This window comes from Bacillus cereus group sp. MYBK14-1 (genome assembly GCF_051916885.1).
Taxonomy (GTDB): domain Bacteria; phylum Bacillota; class Bacilli; order Bacillales; family Bacillaceae_G; genus Bacillus_A; species Bacillus_A cereus.
Window position 1 is genome coordinate 259,426 of the sequence record NZ_JBQAHM010000003.1, and the last position, 15,752, is coordinate 275,177.

The window sequence follows — 15,752 nt, forward strand, 5'->3', positions numbered from 1 at the left end:
CCCTTTATAAGGTTCGCACCAACTAATTTTTTATACATATACTATTATTACGCTTCTAAACGAATCATTTCAAGTCTTAATACTTCTAACTTTTGTACACACTCTTCTTTTTTCTGGTTATCATCTTCCATCATCGCATCATATAAAGTTGCTAATTCATAATCTAGCTCCAAACGTAGCACCGGTATTCTCTTTTCAGCATCTGTTCTCTTTAACGCATTAATCACCTGTCTCATATTATTTGCCTCCTCCCAATATTCGTCTGCCCTCGGACTAGAATTAATTCAATTTTCTGATTTTTTGTTTTATACTATACTATGTTGGATAAATCATCTATGCAACAAAATTATATTTTTTTATTTAAATTTTTTTGTGCTGTTTTTTTTATGAATAGTACAAGCTATGCTAAAATAAAAGCAAAATAGGAGTTGGAGGAACAATCATGACAATACAAACATTCAAGTCAACTGATTTTGATGTCTTTACAGTTGATGGTCTCGAAGAACGAATGAGTGCAATTAAAACGAACATTCATCCTAAGCTAGAAGCTTTAGGGGAACAATTTGCAGAATACTTATCCAAACAAACTGATGAGAACTTTTTTTATCATGTTGCAAAACACGCACGCCGCAAAGTCAATCCACCAAACGATACTTGGGTTGCTTTTTCAACAAATAAACGAGGATATAAAATGCTACCGCATTTCCAAATCGGCTTATGGGGTACTCATGCCTTCATATACTTTGGTTTAATCTATGAGTGTCCACAAAAAGTTGAGACGGCTCATGCCTTCTTAGAACATTTAAATGATTTAAAAACAAATATTCCAAATGACTTCGTTTGGTCCATTGACCATACTAAACCAAGTGTGAAATTACATAAAACACTTGAAACCGAAGACTTACAAAAGATGATTGAACGATTAGCTACTGTAAAAAAAGCAGAATTATTAGTTGGTATTCATATATCACCAGAGGAGTTTTCAGCAATGACCAACGAACAATTCCTTGCTAAGATTGAATCTACGATGCAATCACTCCTTCCTTTATATGCACTTTGTAATCGATAGTAGAAAACGGACAATTTATATTGTCCGTTTTTAGTTGTTATCACATTATATCACTTCAGTTTTTATTTTTCAAAATATTTTTTACATTTTTACAAGCTTTTGTTCTTCGACTTCTTTTGCCCTTTGAATAGCACGATATATAGAGTATCCACTTACTTCTTGAAATTCTTTATCAATTTTCTTTTCTTCTGCTTTCGATGGAACAATCTCTTTAAAACGACGATATAAACCCATTAACTCTTCTCTTATAATTCCTTTTTCATAAGCTTTCTCAATCGCTTCATAAAACTTCACCATTGTAACCATTTCCTCATTTGACCAATCATAATCTAACGGATATTGATATTCCATTTTGCACCTCATTTATCATTTCTTCTTGTTTCATTATGCTATCTTAAAGAGAATATTTTATTCTTCATTATAGCCACTCTGCATTATACACTATTTATTCATTTTAATGGAATTGTCTTCCTCTATTCATTAGTTGAGGCTAACTATTAAACATACTCACCTTAAAAAGATTTTTTTCTATACATCTATAATTATTGGTGATATAATGCTTTTGTTTTATAGAAAATAAAGTGAAGCTACCATCTCAAAAACGATTTTTTGAATGGCAGAAAAACAAGCCTTATTCTAAAAAGGGCTACACTTTTTTAGAGCAGGATTATATAAAACAAATTACACTAAATATTATGAAGAAGAAGGGGTGTATAGATTGTCCCAATACGAAACACCATTGTTTACCGCTTTAGTTGAGCACAGTAAGCGAAATCCAATTCAATTCCATATTCCTGGTCATAAAAAAGGACAGGGCATGGATCCTACATTTCGCGAATTTATTGGGCATAATGCATTAGCAATTGATTTAATTAATATTGCGCCACTCGATGATTTACATCATCCAAAAGGTATGATTAAAGAAGCACAAGATTTAGCAGCAGCCGCATTCGGTGCAGATCATACTTTCTTTTCTATTCAAGGTACAAGTGGCGCTATTATGACAATGGTGATGAGCGTTTGCGGTCCTGGTGACAAAATCCTAGTACCACGAAACGTGCATAAATCAGTAATGTCAGCTATTATTTTCTCAGGTGCAAAACCGATTTTCATGCATCCTGAAATCGATCCGAAGCTCGGTATTTCTCATGGAATCACAATTCAATCTGTCAAAAAAGCACTTGAAGAGCACTCAGATGCAAAGGGCTTACTTGTTATTAACCCAACGTACTTTGGGTTTGCTGCAGACTTAGAACAGATTGTACAATTAGCACATTCTTATGACATCCCTGTACTAGTCGACGAAGCTCATGGTGTTCATATTCATTTTCACGATGAATTACCTATGTCAGCGATGCAAGCTGGTGCGGATATGGCAGCAACAAGTGTTCACAAATTAGGAGGCTCTTTAACTCAAAGTTCTATTCTTAATGTGAAAGAAGGCTTAGTGAATGTAAAGCATGTCCAATCTATTATTAGCATGCTTACAACTACATCAACTTCTTACATCTTGTTAGCATCCCTTGATGTTGCGAGAAAACGTCTTGCTACAGAAGGAACAGCACTCATAGAACAAACAATACAATTAGCTGAGCATGTTCGTGATGCTATAAATTCTATTGAGCATCTTTACTGTCCTGGAAAAGAAATGTTAGGTACAGATGCTACCTTTAACTATGATCCTACAAAGATAATTGTATCTGTAAAAGATTTAGGCATTACCGGCCACCAAGCTGAAGTATGGCTTAGAGAGCAATATAACATTGAAGTAGAACTCTCAGATCTATACAACATACTATGTCTTATCACTTTGGGAGATACAGAAAGTGATACAAATACACTTATTGCAGCATTACAAGATTTAGCAGCAACATTTAGAAATAGGGCAGATAAAGGTGTTCAAGTACAAGTAGAGATTCCAGAAATTCCAGTGCTAGCACTTTCTCCTCGAGATGCTTTTTATTCGGAAACAGAAGTCATTCCATTTGAAAATGCAGCGGGTCGTATTATAGCTGATTTTGTTATGGTTTATCCGCCAGGGATTCCAATCTTTACTCCGGGGGAAATTATTACACAAGAAAACTTAGAGTATATTCGTAAAAACTTAGAAGCAGGTTTACCTGTACAAGGTCCTGAAGATATGACATTACAAACATTACGTGTTATTAAAGAGTACAAGCCTATCAGTTGATAGGCTTTTTTTTCACCTTTTTTCCTTTTCTTCATACGATACTTAAGAATGTAACGTATAGGTGGGGATACTATTATGATTGTAATAGGCCGTTCTATTGTACATCCTTATATTACAAATGAATACGAGCCCTTTGCAGCAGAGAAACAACAAATTTTATCAATAATGGCAGGAAATCAAGAAGTTTATTCCTTCCGAACAGCTGATGAACTCAGCTTTGATCTCAATTTACGAGTTAATATTATTATCTCTGCACTAGAGCTTTTTCAAAGTGGATTTCAGTTTCGTACATTTCAACAATCCTTTTGCAACCCCCAGTATTGGAAAAAAACGTCTCTTGGAGGATTCGAGCTTCTTCCAAACATACCACCTTCTATTGCCATACAGGATATTTTCAAAAACGGAAAACTATATGGAACTGAATGCGCAACCGCTATGATCATTATTTTTTATAAAGCTTTACTATCATTGTATGAGGAAGAAACTTTCAATCGTCTATTTGCAAACCTTTTACTTTATACATGGGACTACGACCAAGATCTAAGGCTCATAACAAAAAACGGTGGCGATCTTGTTCCAGGTGACCTCGTTTACTTTAAAAACCCACAAGTAAATCCAGCTACGATTGAATGGCAAGGAGAAAATACAATCTATTTAGGAAATTTCTTTTTTTACGGGCATGGCGTAGGTGTAAAAACAAAAGAAGAAATTATTTATTCATTAAATGAACGACGAGTCCCTTACGCTTTTATTTCAGCTTTCTTGACCGATACTATTACCCGTATCGATAGTCGTATAATGAGCCAATACGCTTCTTCTAGTACACCACAGACCTCCATAAGCTTTATTCCGATTAGGGATGATGCAATTGTTGCAACAGTTGGTCATACAACTACAATTTATTAAAAAAGCGCCTACACATGTAGGCGCTTTTTCTTATTATTAAGCTTTTGTATGTTCTTTATGGTCACATTCGCAATGAGATCCACATTTCCCGTATAGTACTGTTGATTTTTCATCTTCAAAATGTCCAATTGTTCCTTCACATACTTGGCATACGATTGTTCCCATTTTCATTTCCCCCTGAGTTTCAATAGTAATCTATTTATTTATCATTAAGCTTTCGCATTATCTTTTCTAGCACAGTCACAATTTGTTCCGCATTTTCCGTAAAGTACCGTCGTTTTCTCATCTTCAAAATGTCCGATTGTTCCTTCACATACTTGGCATACGATTGTTCCCATTTTTCATTTCCCCCTAAGTTTATGGTCCTAAAAACTTTTAGCTGTCCATTTCCTATCAATTATTGGGCTTTTGTATGCTCTGTGTGATCACATCCGCAAGATCCACATTTCCCGTAAAGTACCGTTACTTTCTCATCTTCGAAGTGTGCAATTGTACCTTCACAATCTTGACATACGATTGTTCCCATTTTTCATTTCCCCCTAAGTTTATAATCCCAAAAACTTTTTGTAACCGCTTAACTTTCTGTCTTTATTTTAATATGTTATACTTTTTACGTCAATAGGTTTTTAGTATAACACATTAAATATTTTCAATTTAAATTAGTATGCGATATTCAAATAAAAAAACAGCCATATTTATAAGTACGACTGTTTCACATTAATTATTCTTCATATTCCGCATGTAAAGAAGTTGACGGAACTAGAAATTTGAAAAACTGAGCTAACTCCTTTGCTTCCTCTTCTGATCCTAATTTAAAAATCTCCTGTATATATTGAACATTCTCTACATCATCTCGTCCGAGTAAAGTAGACCTTCCTGTTTGCATACAAACAATGAGCGGCTTCCCAAAAAACATATTTGTATAAATAACACCAAAATCATAACGTGTATCATGTGTCATAAACCCTAAAAATCGTACCTTCACACTTTCATGCTCATCATACAATTTTTCAAACATTGGTTTCCACCTTTCTGCATCACGTTTCATTAATAGTATATTAAACAAAACATGTAATACTCCTTTTAATTGTCAAAAAATTCAGTAGGATGTAGAATGATAGTATTCTACTAAGTTAGGGGGAACTTATATGCAACACGCCTTTATTACGCTTGTACCGAAATCCAACCAACAATCAGTTTCAATAGATGATATAAAACAACTTTTTCATTATTATAAAACAGTTACTTCTAAAACTGGTGCCCAAATTAATTACACGTATACAAATACCGCTTTTCCTTATGAAATTTTAGATACATCTACAACAACATTAAAACTTCAATCCAATCACGACCGGTATGACTCAATTTATATTGGTGTTGGTATAGAAAATGAACAATCTTTCATCCAAGTTTCTTTACCACCTAATGCAACATTTGGTGACAAAGGGAAAGCAAATGAATTTTGCCGTTTTTTAGCGAAGAAATTAGAAGGAGAGTTACAATTATTTAATGGAAGAACAATGTATTTTTATAAACGCTAATTTAAAAAATAGATAATATGATTAAAAATAATATACAATTCGAACATGTAAGAAATAAAGCTTGCTTTCTTACGTGCAATACAAAATATGCTATTACATAGGCTAAATATAGAAATACGAAAAAAAGAATAACTTTATAATGAAACTTATCACCATTCGATAATGTTAATACAGTGGAAAAGCCACTCCATAGTAGTAAATGATAAAATATAACATGTAATATTTTCATGGAACCTTCTCCTTTGACATGCTCTATTTTATTAATATATGGGGTTACGTTTGAATCAATTACATATTATAGGATGATATATATTACCTTTGAAGTAAGTTAAACCGGAATCATTTGTTAAAGTATTATATATTCATTCGACAAGTACGTTTAAAGACCTTGCAAGTCATTTGATGAAAATAAAAATAGCCCCTCTCTTACAATAAGAGAAGGGCTATTTACATTACTTAAATTATTTTACAATGTGAATTGGCATTCCAAGAGCAACTTCAGCTGCTTCCATTGTGATTTCACCTAATGTTGGGTGAGCATGGATTGTTTGAGCGATATCTTCAGCTGTCATTCCAGCTTCGATAGCTAAACCAATCTCAGAGATAATATCAGAAGCACCTGCACCTGCAACTTGAGCACCTACAAGAAGACCATCTTCTTTACGTGTTACAAGTTGTAAGAAACCGTCAGTGCTGTTTAATGATAATGCACGACCGTTAGCAGCGAATGGGAACTTAGATACAGTTACAGTCATTCCAGCTTCTTCAGCTTGTTTTTTAGTGTAACCAACAGATGCTAATTCTGGATCAGTGAAGCATACTGCAGGAATTCCGATGTAATCGATAGCTGATGCATGGCCACTAATTGCTTCTACAGCTACTTTACCTTCGTAAGAAGCTTTGTGAGCTAATGGTGGTCCAGGAACGATATCACCGATTGCATAGATGTTTGGTACATTTGTACGACATTGTTCATCGATTTCGATGATGCCGCGGTCAGTCATTTTAACTCCAACTTGCTCAAGACCGATTTCTTGAGTGTTTGGACGACGACCTACAGTTACTAATACGTAATCTGCTTCTACAGTTTGGATTTCACCTTTAACTTCAAAGCTAACTTTTACGCCAGTTTCTGTTTCTTCAACGCCTTTAGCCATAGCTTTTGTATGGATATTTACGTTACCTTTTTTCTGTAGAGCACGTTTAACAACAGAGCTCATAGCTTTTTCGAAACCAGCTAAGATTTCGTCGCCAGCTTCTACTACAGTAACTTCTGTACCGAAGTTAGCATATGCAGTACCTAATTCCATACCGATGTAACCGCCGCCGATTACAACAAGTTTTTTAGGAATTTCAGGTAAGCTTAAAGCACCTGTAGAGTTGATAACACGTTTAGAGTATTTGAATCCTGGAATTTCGATTGGTGTAGAACCAGTTGCAAGAACAGCATTTTTAAACGTATAAGTTTGAGCTGCATCTTCAGTCATAACGCGTAATGTATTAGCATCTACGAAGTAAGCTTCACCGCGAATGATTTCAACTTTGTTACCTTTAAGAAGGCCTTCAACACCGCCAGTTAATTTCTTAACTACGCCGTTTTTCCATTCTTGAACTTTTGTAAAGTCAACTTTTACGTTTTCTGCAGTAATACCCATGTCATCAGAATGCATTGCATTCTCATAACGATGACCTGCATTGATTAACGCTTTTGAAGGAATACATCCAACGTTTAAGCATACGCCACCAAGGTTAGCTTTTTCAATGATTGCTACCTTTTGACCTAATTGTGCTGCACGAATTGCCGCAACGTATCCACCAGGACCTGCACCAACAACGACTGTATCTAATTCAATTGGGAAATCTCCTACTACCATTGTTATTACGCCTCCATTACTAATAATTGTGGGTCATTCAATAGACGTTTAATTTGGTTTAACGCTTTTTGAGCAGTTGCACCGTCAATTAAACGATGGTCAAAGCTTAGAGATAATGCTAATACTGGAGCTGCAACGATCTCACCGTTTTTCACAACTGGTTTTTCAGCGATACGGCCGATACCAAGGATTGCTACTTCTGGGTGGTTGATAACTGGAGTGAACCATTGTCCACCTGCAGAACCAATGTTTGTAATTGTGCAAGAAGCACCTTTCATTTCAGCTGGAGCTAGACGACCTTCACGTGCTTTACCAGCAAGATCATTGATCTCGTTAGAGATTGTGAAGATAGACTTACGATCTGTATCTTTAACAACTGGTACTAATAGACCTTTGTCTGTATCAGCTGCGATACCGATATTGAAGTAATGTTTATGAACTACTTCTTGAGATGCATCGTCTAAAGAAGTGTTTAACATTGGGTATTCACGTAATGCAGATGTTAAAGCTTTAACAACGTACGGAAGGTAAGTTAATTTAATACCTTTGTCAGCTGCTACTGCTTTGAACTTCTTACGGTGAGCAACAAGTTCTGTTACATCTACTTCGTCCATTAATGTTACGTGAGGAGCTGTGTGTTTAGAGTTAACCATTGCTTTCGCAATCGCTTTACGGATACCACTCATTTTCTCACGAGTTTCTGGATATTCACCAGCTGGGATTGGTTGTGCTTTTGGTGCTTCTTCTTTCGCTGCTGCTGGAGTAGCTTCTACTGCTGCTGGAGCCTCAGTTGCTGCTACAGTTTGTCCACCATTTGCAAATGCATCGATGTCAGCTTTTACGATACGGCCATTCTTACCAGTACCAGCTACTTTATGAATGTCTACACCTTTTTCACGAGCGTATTTACGAACAGATGGCATAGCGATTACGCGCTCATTTACTACTTCTGCAGTTGCTGCTGGAGTAGCTTCCGCTGCTGGAGCTTCTACTGCTGCTTCTTCAGCTTTTGGAGCTTCATCATGATCGTCACCTTTAAATTTAAGGTTTTCGTATCCAGGAGCATCAAATTTAATTAATGTATCTCCTACGATTGCAACTGTTCCTTCTTCTACAAGTACTTCAAGTACTTTACCTTTAACAGGAGAAGGGATTTCTACTACTGCTTTATCATTTTGTACTTCAAGAAGTACATCGTCTTCGTTTACTTCATCGCCTGGTTTAATAAACCATTTTACGATTTCACCTTCGTGGATACCTTCACCGATATCTGGTAGTTTAAATTCAAATGCCACGGAATTCAGCCCCCTGATTCATTTCATTATTATGGAATATGTACAAAAGAAACCAGCATGTGCTGATTTCTTTTGCACATGAAAAGCTAAAAATTAGAAGTTCATTACTTTGTTTACAGCTTCAACAATATCTTTGTGGTTTGGTAACCATACGCTCTCTGCTTGAGAGAATGGGAATACTGTATCAGCAGCTGCAACACGTACAACTGGAGCTTCTAAGTTTAAGATTGCACGGTCGTTAATTTCCGCTACAACGTTAGCTGCAATACCAGCTTGTTTTTGAGCTTCTTGAACTACAACTACGCGACCTGTTTTTTCAACAGAAGCGATGATTGTTTCGATATCTAATGGTTGAACTGTACGTAAGTCAACAACCTCTAAAGAGATACCTTCTTTTTCAAGTTCTTCAGCAGCTTTTAATGCAGCGTGAACCATAGCACCGTAAGCGATAACAGATACATCTGTACCTTCACGTTTGATATCAGCTTTACCTAAATCAATTGTGTAATCACCTTCTGGTACCTCTTGACGGAATGAACGGTACAATTTCATATGCTCTAAGTAGATAACTGGATCGTTGTCACGAATCGCAGAGATTAAAAGACCTTTAGCATCGTATGGAGTAGATGGAATAACAACTTTTAGACCAGGTTGTTGAGCCACTAATCCTTCTAAGCTATCAGCATGAAGTTCAGGAGTATGAACACCACCACCGAATGGAGAACGAACTGTTACTGGAGCAGTCCAACGTCCACCAGAACGGTAACGCATACGAGCTAATTGACCAGAAATTGAATCCATTACTTCATAAACGAAACCGAAGAATTGGATTTCTGGAACTGGACGGAATCCTTCAAGTGCAAGACCAACTGCAAGTCCACCAATACCAGACTCTGCAAGTGGAGTATCCATTACACGATCTTCACCAAATTCAGCTTGTAAACCTTCAGTAGCACGGAATACACCGCCGTTTACACCAACGTCTTCACCAAATACAAGTACGTTAGGGTCATTTTTCATTTCAACGCGTAAAGCATCAGTGATTGCTTGAATCATTGTCATTTGAGCCATGGCTTACTTCGACTCCTTTTCTTTGTAGATTTCATATTGTTCAGCTAAGTTGTAAGGCATTTTTTCGTACATGATTTCCATTAAATCAGTTACTTTTTGTTTTGGAGCTTGGTCAGCCTTAGCAATTGCTTGTTTGATATCTTCTTTTGCTTCTTCGATTACTGTCTCTTCAACTTCTTGAGACCATAGGCCTTTAGCTTCTAAGAACTTACGGAAGCGTACGATTGGGTCTTTTTGTTCCCATTCGTTTTCGATATCTTTTGTACGGTAACGAGTTGGGTCATCACCAGCCATTGTATGTGGACCGTAACGGAATGTTAAAGTCTCGATTAAAGTAGGGCCTTCGCCATTTACTGCGCGCTCACGAGCGAAAGCAGTTGCTGCGTATACAGCTAATGGATCCATACCGTCTACTTGAATTCCGTAAATACCTGCTGCTACTGCTTTTTGTGCTACAGTTTTAGCTGCAGATTGCTTTTCTACTGGAGTAGAGATTGCATAACGGTTGTTTTGAACAACGAAGATTGCTGGAGCTTTGAATGCACCTGCAAAGTTCATACCTTCGTAGAAGTCACCTTGTGAAGCACCACCGTCACCAGTGTAAGTAATTGCAACAGATTTTTTACCACGTAGTTTCATACCTAACGCAACACCAGCAGTTTGGATGATTTGCGCACCGATAATGATTTGTGGAGCTAATGCATTTACATTCTCAGGCATTTGGTTACCCATGAAGTGTCCACGAGAGAATAAGAATGCTTGGTATAATGGTAATCCGTGCCATACTAATTGTGGTACATCACGGTATCCTGGTAAGATGAAGTCTTCTGCTTCAAGTGCGAAATGACTTGCTAATTGAGAAGCTTCTTGTCCAGCTGTAGGTGCGTAGAAACCTAAACGTCCTTGACGGTTTAAAGAAATAGAACGTTGATCTAATACGCGAGTATACACCATACGACGCATTAATTCTTTTAATTGATCATCAGATAATTCAGGCATAGCTGCTTCATTCACAACTTCACCGTTTTCATTTAAAATTTGTAATGTTTCAAATTGAGCTGCGATAGCTTTCATTTGCTCATCAACATTAAATAGGGTCTTTTTTGTTTTAGTACCCATTCCGTTCACCTCTTCCTCTCTTGAACCATATTCTGAAACGCTTTCACTGGCTATTTTCCAGTTTAAAAAGCGCAACGATGTAAACCAACATGTTTGTATGTCGGTTGAGAATAATTTTGTGTACCTAACAATCTGTACTAATGTTTTTTCAGAAACATATTAATACAATCTTGATCACGTTTTTTAGTTTACAACTATTCTAATTACGATGTCAATTACTTTGAATACGTTTTTTTATAAATAATATGCAGGTTTCTACTACACAAACGTGTTTTTATTTTTTACATCTGTATTAGTAAGCATTGACCTACTGTTATATTATTCCCTTTTTCACTTATTTTTTCTCTTAGAATAATATGTAAACGATTTAATTCTCTTTAGTTTTTCTCTCTTCGTAACAAAAATATACAAACTACTCTTCCTTTTTTAGGTAAATACCTATACATTTCTACCCTCTCTTCCATACATTATAGTAACCGCAGTATTAGCGGGAAATGATAAAGGAGGTCATCTCATGTACGGATACTCATATTGCTATCCAACTTGTTCATATCCTTCCTACGGTTATGGCGGTTCTTGTGGCGGGTCTGGACGCGGCTTCGCCTTAATCGTTGTGTTGTTTATTCTTTTAATTATCGTTGGTGCTGCTTGCATTCGCTAATTGTAAAACGAAACAACTATGGAAAGAAAAAGACGGCTTTGCCGTCTTTTTCTGTTTATCACATACATAACTACTCTATAATAGAACGATTTTCAAAATGCCTTCCCTTTCTTGCCGATGACTTTTTCCATCTCCTTTGGTAGACTAAAGAGGAAAGGAGAGATTACATATGCTTACAATGAAAGATGTTATTCGCGAAGGAGATCCTATTTTGCGCAACGTTGCAGAAGAGGTGTCCTTACCGGCAAGCGAAGAAGATACAACTACCTTAAAAGAAATGATTGAATTCGTAATAAATAGCCAAGATCCTGAAATGGCTGAAAAATATAGTTTACGCCCTGGAATCGGATTAGCGGCTCCGCAAATCGGTGTTTCAAAAAAAATGATTGCAGTTCATGTAACCGATGCGGATGGTACATTATATAGCCATGCATTATTCAATCCAAAAATCATTAGCCATTCTGTTGAACGTACATATTTACAGGGTGGTGAAGGCTGTCTATCTGTAGACCGCGAAGTACCTGGTTATGTTCCTCGTTATACAAGAATTACAGTAAAAGCAACTTCTATTAACGGAGAAGAAGTAAAATTACGTTTAAAAGGTTTACCAGCAATCGTATTTCAGCACGAGATTGACCATTTAAATGGCGTTATGTTCTATGACCATATCAATAAAGAAAATCCTTTTGCCGCTCCTGATGATTCCAAACCTCTAGAGCGATAATAATAAAAAGGCGGAAGTTAATCTTCCGCCTTTTTATTATGAAATGGGTTCCATATTCACTTATAGCAATCCAGCCCACTTTAGTCCATGATATATACCGTCTTCATTAACATCCTTTGTCACATGATTTGCAAGTTTTTTCAAGTCTTCATGGCCATTTCCCATCACAATACCTGTGCCAACGGCTTCGATCATTTCTAAATCATTTAAGCCATCTCCAAATGCATACACTTGATCACGATTAAAACCTAACTTTTCAATGTATTTCTCAATTCCTTTTGCCTTAGAACCACCATTCGGAATGATATCCATTGAATATGCATGCCAACGAATAAAATGAAAATCTGGATAATGATTAATAAACTTTTCCTCTTCATTTACTTCACAAAAAAGTAGTGTTTGATAAATATTACGTTCCTCATAAAAATTAGGCTCATATGCTGGATGCTCAAAGTTTAAGCTTCCAAAGCCTTCTTTCACATAATCATGATATTCCACTGATGCTCTCATATCTTGATGGTCAAGATATACAAGTGGATATCCTTCTTGTTTTGCAAACTGAGTAAACTTATGTAAAGCATCTGGATGTAACGGATTATTAAATATTACCTCATCTTCAAAGACAACATATTGTCCATTAAAACTAACATAATTATGTATATCAAGTTCCTTACGAATATCTTCGAACATAAATGGCGCGCGACCTGTCGCAATTGCTACATGTACACCTTTTTCTTGTAACTGTTTTACTGCATCTCGTGTAGATTGCGAAATTTTTTTATCATGATCTAATAATGTTCCATCAATATCAAAAAAGACAATTTTATCATTCATTTGTCAAAATCCTTTCTGGCACTCTATATTCCTATTTTGAATATCACTTTTCAAATTCTAAAAAAAAGTATAACATATTAAACATCTGTGAAGAAAGCGTTCCCTTTCTGACCTTATTTGTAAACTTTGCATATATATATTAGTAAAACATGTGGATACTTGTTCGTATGAATTTTCTTTTCCATTCTTCCTCATACTATACCTATAACTAACGGCTACTAATCGTTACTATAGAATAACTTTCACTGTATGGGAAAGGACAAGATTCACCATTCACTTTTGTCCTATCTCTTATATCAGAGATAGAGTTTTCACTAGTAATAGGCATGTTTAAAATAAGGAAAGGAAGGAGTAATCATGCTGAAGAAGCTGAAGAAAAAGCTCAAGCGTTATTTAAATGGTCTAGTCCGTAAAAAGACAGTCGCTTAAATTGTGCCCATTTCGGGCTTTTTCTTCATTCTCATTCGAAAAAACATGAAAATCGTGACTGTTTGCTTTATAATAAGTAACAGATAATGCAAAACATAGACAAGGAGAGGTTTTCCAAATGATTTTTAAAGTATTTTATCAAGAAAAATTAACTGAGGTTCCAGTACGTGAAAATACAAAAGTTTTATATTTAGAGGCTACGTCTGAAAAGGATGTTCGTACAAAATTAAATAAGTTCGCATATAATATCGAGTTTGTTCAGTCTGTTACTGGCGCTCATCTTGAATATGAAAAAGAAAACGCTGATTTAACATTAGCGGAAATCGTATAGCGATATGAAATTTCTAAAAAACGACCAAGTTGCTGTATTTGCTCTCGGTGGGCTTGGTGAAATCGGTAAAAATACATACGCTGTTCAATTTCAAGATGAAATTATTATAATTGATGCTGGAATTAAATTTCCAGAGGACGAACTTCTCGGAATCGATTATGTAATACCAGACTACACTTATTTTGTGCGAAACGAAGATAAAATTAAAGGGTTATTCATTACACATGGTCACGAAGATCATATCGGCGGAATCCCTTACCTATTACGTCAAGTGAACATTCCAATTTACGGCGGAAAATTAGCAATTGCACTCATCAAAAACAAACTAGAAGAACACGGCTTACTTCGTAAAGCAAAACTTTACGAGATTCAAGAAGATGACGTTATTAAATTCAAAAAAACGTCTGTATCCTTCTTCCGTACAACTCACAGTATTCCAGATTCGTACGGCGTTGTTGTGAAAACACCTCAAGGTCAAGTCGTTCATACAGGTGACTTCAAATTTGACTTCACACCAGTTGGTGAACCAGCTGATTTAACAAAAATGGCTGAAATCGGTAAAGATGGCGTACTATGTCTATTATCTGATAGTACGAACAGTGAAGTTCCAAACTTTACTATGTCTGAGCGTCGCGTTGGTGATAGCATTCAAGACATTTTCCGTAAAGTAGAAGGACGGATTATATTCGCAACCTTTGCATCAAATATTCACCGCTTACAACAAGTTGTTGAAGCTGCTGTTGAAAACAACCGTAAAGTAGCTGTGTTTGGTCGAAGTATGGAAGCAGCGATTGAAATTGGACAAAACCTTGGTTATATTCGTTGCCCGAAAGATACATTCATAGATGCATCTCAACTAAACCGCTTACCAGCTAATAAAGTTGTTATTTTATGTACAGGTAGTCAAGGTGAACCGATGGCAGCACTTTCACGTATTGCAAACGGTACACACCGCCAAATTCAAATTATTCCTGGAGATACAGTTGTTTTCTCTTCTTCACCAATTCCAGGAAATACAATTAGCGTAAGTCGTACAATTAACATGTTGTACCGCGCTGGCGCTGATGTAATTCATGGGAAACTTTCAAATATCCATACAAGCGGACACGGTGGACAAGAAGAACAAAAGTTAATGTTACGTCTAATTAAACCGAAGTACTTCATGCCAATTCATGGTGAATATCGTATGCAGCGTATGCACATGAACATAGCAAATGATTGTGGCATCCCTGAAGAAAATTGCTTCATTATGGATAATGGCGATGTTCTTGCTTTACGTTCGGATGAAGCTAGCGTAGCTGGAAAAATCCCATCTGGTTCGGTCTACATTGATGGAAACGGTATTGGAGATATTGGCAATATCGTATTACGCGATCGTCGTATCCTTTCTGAAGAAGGACTTGTAATTGTAGTTGTAAGCATTGATATGAAAGAATTTAAAGTTGCAGCAGGACCTGATATCATCTCACGCGGTTTCGTTTACATGCGTGAAAGTAGCGATTTAATCAATGATGCACAAACATTAATTACAACTCATTTAGAAAAAGTAATGGAGCGTAAAACAACACAATGGTCTGAAATTAAAAATGAAATTACAGACACATTAGCTCCATTCCTATATGAGAAAACGAAACGCCGTCCAATGATTTTACCAATCATTATGGAAATATAAGAAAAGGACAATGCCATGAAGGCATTGTCCTTTTC

20 protein-coding genes are annotated in these 15,752 nt (G+C 36.2%); 8 read left to right on the forward strand and 12 right to left on the reverse strand.

Going from position 1 to position 15,752, the window contains the following annotated elements; genetic code table 11:
- Window positions 1-47: 47 nt before the first annotated feature.
- A complete protein-coding gene (locus tag ACTFR3_RS10870) occupies window positions 48-236 on the reverse strand; it encodes a hypothetical protein (RefSeq protein WP_001250165.1) in 189 nt (62 codons plus the stop codon).
- Window positions 237-442: 206 nt separating this feature from the next.
- Here ACTFR3_RS10870 and ACTFR3_RS10875 point away from each other — a divergent pair, with 206 nt between their 5' ends.
- Window positions 443-1,069 (forward strand): YktB family protein, encoded by a 627-nt coding sequence (locus ACTFR3_RS10875; protein WP_000155317.1) that lies wholly within the window; start codon window positions 443-445, stop codon window positions 1,067-1,069.
- Between the two features lie 81 nt (window positions 1,070-1,150).
- Here the strand turns inward: ACTFR3_RS10875 and ACTFR3_RS10880 are convergent, their stop codons facing one another.
- Window positions 1,151-1,420 carry a UPF0223 family protein gene (locus tag ACTFR3_RS10880; RefSeq protein WP_000456562.1) on the reverse strand — a complete coding sequence of 90 codons (270 nt, stop codon included), beginning with the start codon at window positions 1,418-1,420 and terminating at the stop codon, window positions 1,151-1,153.
- Window positions 1,421-1,787: 367 nt separating this feature from the next.
- Between ACTFR3_RS10880 and speA the strand changes: the two genes are divergently transcribed.
- Window positions 1,788-3,260: an arginine decarboxylase gene (gene speA / locus ACTFR3_RS10885; RefSeq protein ID WP_000084899.1), complete on the forward strand. Its 1,473-nt coding sequence runs from the start codon at window positions 1,788-1,790 to the stop codon at window positions 3,258-3,260.
- A 75-nt stretch (window positions 3,261-3,335) separates the two neighbouring features.
- Complete coding sequence (locus ACTFR3_RS10890; protein WP_048538884.1) at window positions 3,336-4,166, forward strand: protein-glutamine gamma-glutamyltransferase; 831 nt, start codon at window positions 3,336-3,338, stop codon at window positions 4,164-4,166.
- A gap of 36 nt (window positions 4,167-4,202) precedes the next feature.
- Here ACTFR3_RS10890 and ACTFR3_RS10895 read toward each other — a convergent pair whose 3' ends face one another.
- From ACTFR3_RS10895 to ACTFR3_RS10910, 4 genes are all read right to left on the reverse strand, one after another.
- Complete coding sequence (locus tag ACTFR3_RS10895; protein WP_000536796.1) at window positions 4,203-4,331, reverse strand: GapA-binding peptide SR1P; 129 nt, start codon at window positions 4,329-4,331, stop codon at window positions 4,203-4,205.
- A 44-nt stretch (window positions 4,332-4,375) separates the two neighbouring features.
- A complete protein-coding gene (locus tag ACTFR3_RS10900; RefSeq protein WP_000536803.1) occupies window positions 4,376-4,504 on the reverse strand; it encodes a GapA-binding peptide SR1P in 129 nt (42 codons plus the stop codon).
- Between the two features lie 59 nt (window positions 4,505-4,563).
- Window positions 4,564-4,692 (reverse strand): GapA-binding peptide SR1P, encoded by a 129-nt coding sequence (locus tag ACTFR3_RS10905; RefSeq protein WP_000536778.1) that lies wholly within the window; start codon window positions 4,690-4,692, stop codon window positions 4,564-4,566.
- A 195-nt stretch (window positions 4,693-4,887) separates the two neighbouring features.
- The gene (locus tag ACTFR3_RS10910) at window positions 4,888-5,184 is read right to left on the reverse strand and encodes a DUF3055 domain-containing protein (protein ID WP_000462038.1); all 297 of its coding nucleotides are present in this window, start codon (window positions 5,182-5,184) and stop codon (window positions 4,888-4,890) included.
- 130 nt (window positions 5,185-5,314) lie between these two features.
- Between ACTFR3_RS10910 and ACTFR3_RS10915 the strand changes: the two genes are divergently transcribed.
- Entirely contained in the window at window positions 5,315-5,707 is a 393-nt protein-coding gene (locus tag ACTFR3_RS10915; protein ID WP_001163299.1) for a DUF1885 family protein, read from the forward strand.
- Window position 5,708: 1 nt separating this feature from the next.
- Here the strand turns inward: ACTFR3_RS10915 and ACTFR3_RS10920 are convergent, their stop codons facing one another.
- The 5 genes from ACTFR3_RS10920 to pdhA all read right to left on the reverse strand — a co-directional run bounded on the left by ACTFR3_RS10920 (window position 5,709) and on the right by pdhA (window position 11,066).
- On the reverse strand, window positions 5,709-5,936 hold the full coding sequence (locus ACTFR3_RS10920; protein ID WP_000697469.1) for a hypothetical protein: 228 nt from the start codon (window positions 5,934-5,936) through the stop codon (window positions 5,709-5,711).
- A gap of 232 nt (window positions 5,937-6,168) precedes the next feature.
- Window positions 6,169-7,581, reverse strand: a complete 1,413-nt coding sequence (gene lpdA / locus ACTFR3_RS10925; protein WP_000260104.1) for a dihydrolipoyl dehydrogenase — start codon at window positions 7,579-7,581, stop codon at window positions 6,169-6,171.
- Between the two features lie 5 nt (window positions 7,582-7,586).
- Window positions 7,587-8,876, reverse strand: coding sequence for a pyruvate dehydrogenase complex dihydrolipoyllysine-residue acetyltransferase (gene pdhC, locus ACTFR3_RS10930; RefSeq protein WP_000863419.1), 1,290 nt, complete (start codon window positions 8,874-8,876; stop codon window positions 7,587-7,589).
- Window positions 8,877-8,969: 93 nt separating this feature from the next.
- Complete coding sequence (gene pdhB / locus ACTFR3_RS10935; RefSeq protein ID WP_000068168.1) at window positions 8,970-9,947, reverse strand: pyruvate dehydrogenase complex E1 component subunit beta; 978 nt, start codon at window positions 9,945-9,947, stop codon at window positions 8,970-8,972.
- A 3-nt stretch (window positions 9,948-9,950) separates the two neighbouring features.
- The gene (pdhA, locus tag ACTFR3_RS10940) at window positions 9,951-11,066 is read right to left on the reverse strand and encodes a pyruvate dehydrogenase E1 component subunit alpha (protein ID WP_000536895.1); all 1,116 of its coding nucleotides are present in this window, start codon (window positions 11,064-11,066) and stop codon (window positions 9,951-9,953) included.
- Window positions 11,067-11,580: 514 nt separating this feature from the next.
- On the opposite strand from pdhA, the gene ACTFR3_RS10945 reads away from it, so the two are divergent.
- Complete coding sequence (locus tag ACTFR3_RS10945; RefSeq protein ID WP_000274562.1) at window positions 11,581-11,727, forward strand: YjcZ family sporulation protein; 147 nt, start codon at window positions 11,581-11,583, stop codon at window positions 11,725-11,727.
- 169 nt (window positions 11,728-11,896) lie between these two features.
- The gene (def, locus tag ACTFR3_RS10950; RefSeq protein WP_000957048.1) at window positions 11,897-12,451 is read left to right on the forward strand and encodes a peptide deformylase; all 555 of its coding nucleotides are present in this window, start codon (window positions 11,897-11,899) and stop codon (window positions 12,449-12,451) included.
- 60 nt (window positions 12,452-12,511) lie between these two features.
- On the opposite strand, the gene ACTFR3_RS10955 is transcribed toward def, so the two are convergent.
- Complete coding sequence (locus ACTFR3_RS10955; RefSeq protein ID WP_440044415.1) at window positions 12,512-13,285, reverse strand: Cof-type HAD-IIB family hydrolase; 774 nt, start codon at window positions 13,283-13,285, stop codon at window positions 12,512-12,514.
- A gap of 547 nt (window positions 13,286-13,832) precedes the next feature.
- On the opposite strand from ACTFR3_RS10955, the gene ACTFR3_RS10960 reads away from it, so the two are divergent.
- On the forward strand, window positions 13,833-14,045 hold the full coding sequence (locus ACTFR3_RS10960; protein ID WP_000576435.1) for a DNA-dependent RNA polymerase subunit epsilon: 213 nt from the start codon (window positions 13,833-13,835) through the stop codon (window positions 14,043-14,045).
- Between the two features lie 4 nt (window positions 14,046-14,049).
- Complete coding sequence (gene rnjA, locus ACTFR3_RS10965) at window positions 14,050-15,717, forward strand: ribonuclease J1 (protein WP_000670377.1); 1,668 nt, start codon at window positions 14,050-14,052, stop codon at window positions 15,715-15,717.
- Window positions 15,718-15,752 lie beyond the last annotated feature (35 nt).

Coding starts and splice junctions, on each gene's coding strand:
- ACTFR3_RS10870 (WP_001250165.1), bottom strand. CDS start 236: ATGAGACAGGTGATTAATGCGTTAAAGAGAACAGATGCTGAAAAGAGA.
- ACTFR3_RS10875 (WP_000155317.1), top strand. CDS start 443: ATGACAATACAAACATTCAAGTCAACTGATTTTGATGTCTTTACAGTT.
- ACTFR3_RS10880 (WP_000456562.1), bottom strand. CDS start 1,420: ATGGAATATCAATATCCGTTAGATTATGATTGGTCAAATGAGGAAATG.
- ACTFR3_RS10890 (WP_048538884.1), top strand. CDS start 3,336: ATGATTGTAATAGGCCGTTCTATTGTACATCCTTATATTACAAATGAA.
- ACTFR3_RS10895 (WP_000536796.1), bottom strand. CDS start 4,331: ATGGGAACAATCGTATGCCAAGTATGTGAAGGAACAATTGGACATTTT.
- ACTFR3_RS10900 (WP_000536803.1), bottom strand. CDS start 4,504: ATGGGAACAATCGTATGCCAAGTATGTGAAGGAACAATCGGACATTTT.
- ACTFR3_RS10905 (WP_000536778.1), bottom strand. CDS start 4,692: ATGGGAACAATCGTATGTCAAGATTGTGAAGGTACAATTGCACACTTC.
- ACTFR3_RS10910 (WP_000462038.1), bottom strand. CDS start 5,184: ATGTTTGAAAAATTGTATGATGAGCATGAAAGTGTGAAGGTACGATTT.
- ACTFR3_RS10915 (WP_001163299.1), top strand. CDS start 5,315: ATGCAACACGCCTTTATTACGCTTGTACCGAAATCCAACCAACAATCA.
- ACTFR3_RS10920 (WP_000697469.1), bottom strand. CDS start 5,936: ATGAAAATATTACATGTTATATTTTATCATTTACTACTATGGAGTGGC.
- lpdA (WP_000260104.1), bottom strand. CDS start 7,581: ATGGTAGTAGGAGATTTCCCAATTGAATTAGATACAGTCGTTGTTGGT.
- pdhB (WP_000068168.1), bottom strand. CDS start 9,947: ATGGCTCAAATGACAATGATTCAAGCAATCACTGATGCTTTACGCGTT.
- pdhA (WP_000536895.1), bottom strand. CDS start 11,066: ATGGGTACTAAAACAAAAAAGACCCTATTTAATGTTGATGAGCAAATG.
- ACTFR3_RS10945 (WP_000274562.1), top strand. CDS start 11,581: ATGTACGGATACTCATATTGCTATCCAACTTGTTCATATCCTTCCTAC.
- def (WP_000957048.1), top strand. CDS start 11,897: ATGCTTACAATGAAAGATGTTATTCGCGAAGGAGATCCTATTTTGCGC.
- ACTFR3_RS10955 (WP_440044415.1), bottom strand. CDS start 13,285: ATGAATGATAAAATTGTCTTTTTTGATATTGATGGAACATTATTAGAT.
- ACTFR3_RS10960 (WP_000576435.1), top strand. CDS start 13,833: ATGATTTTTAAAGTATTTTATCAAGAAAAATTAACTGAGGTTCCAGTA.
- rnjA (WP_000670377.1), top strand. CDS start 14,050: ATGAAATTTCTAAAAAACGACCAAGTTGCTGTATTTGCTCTCGGTGGG.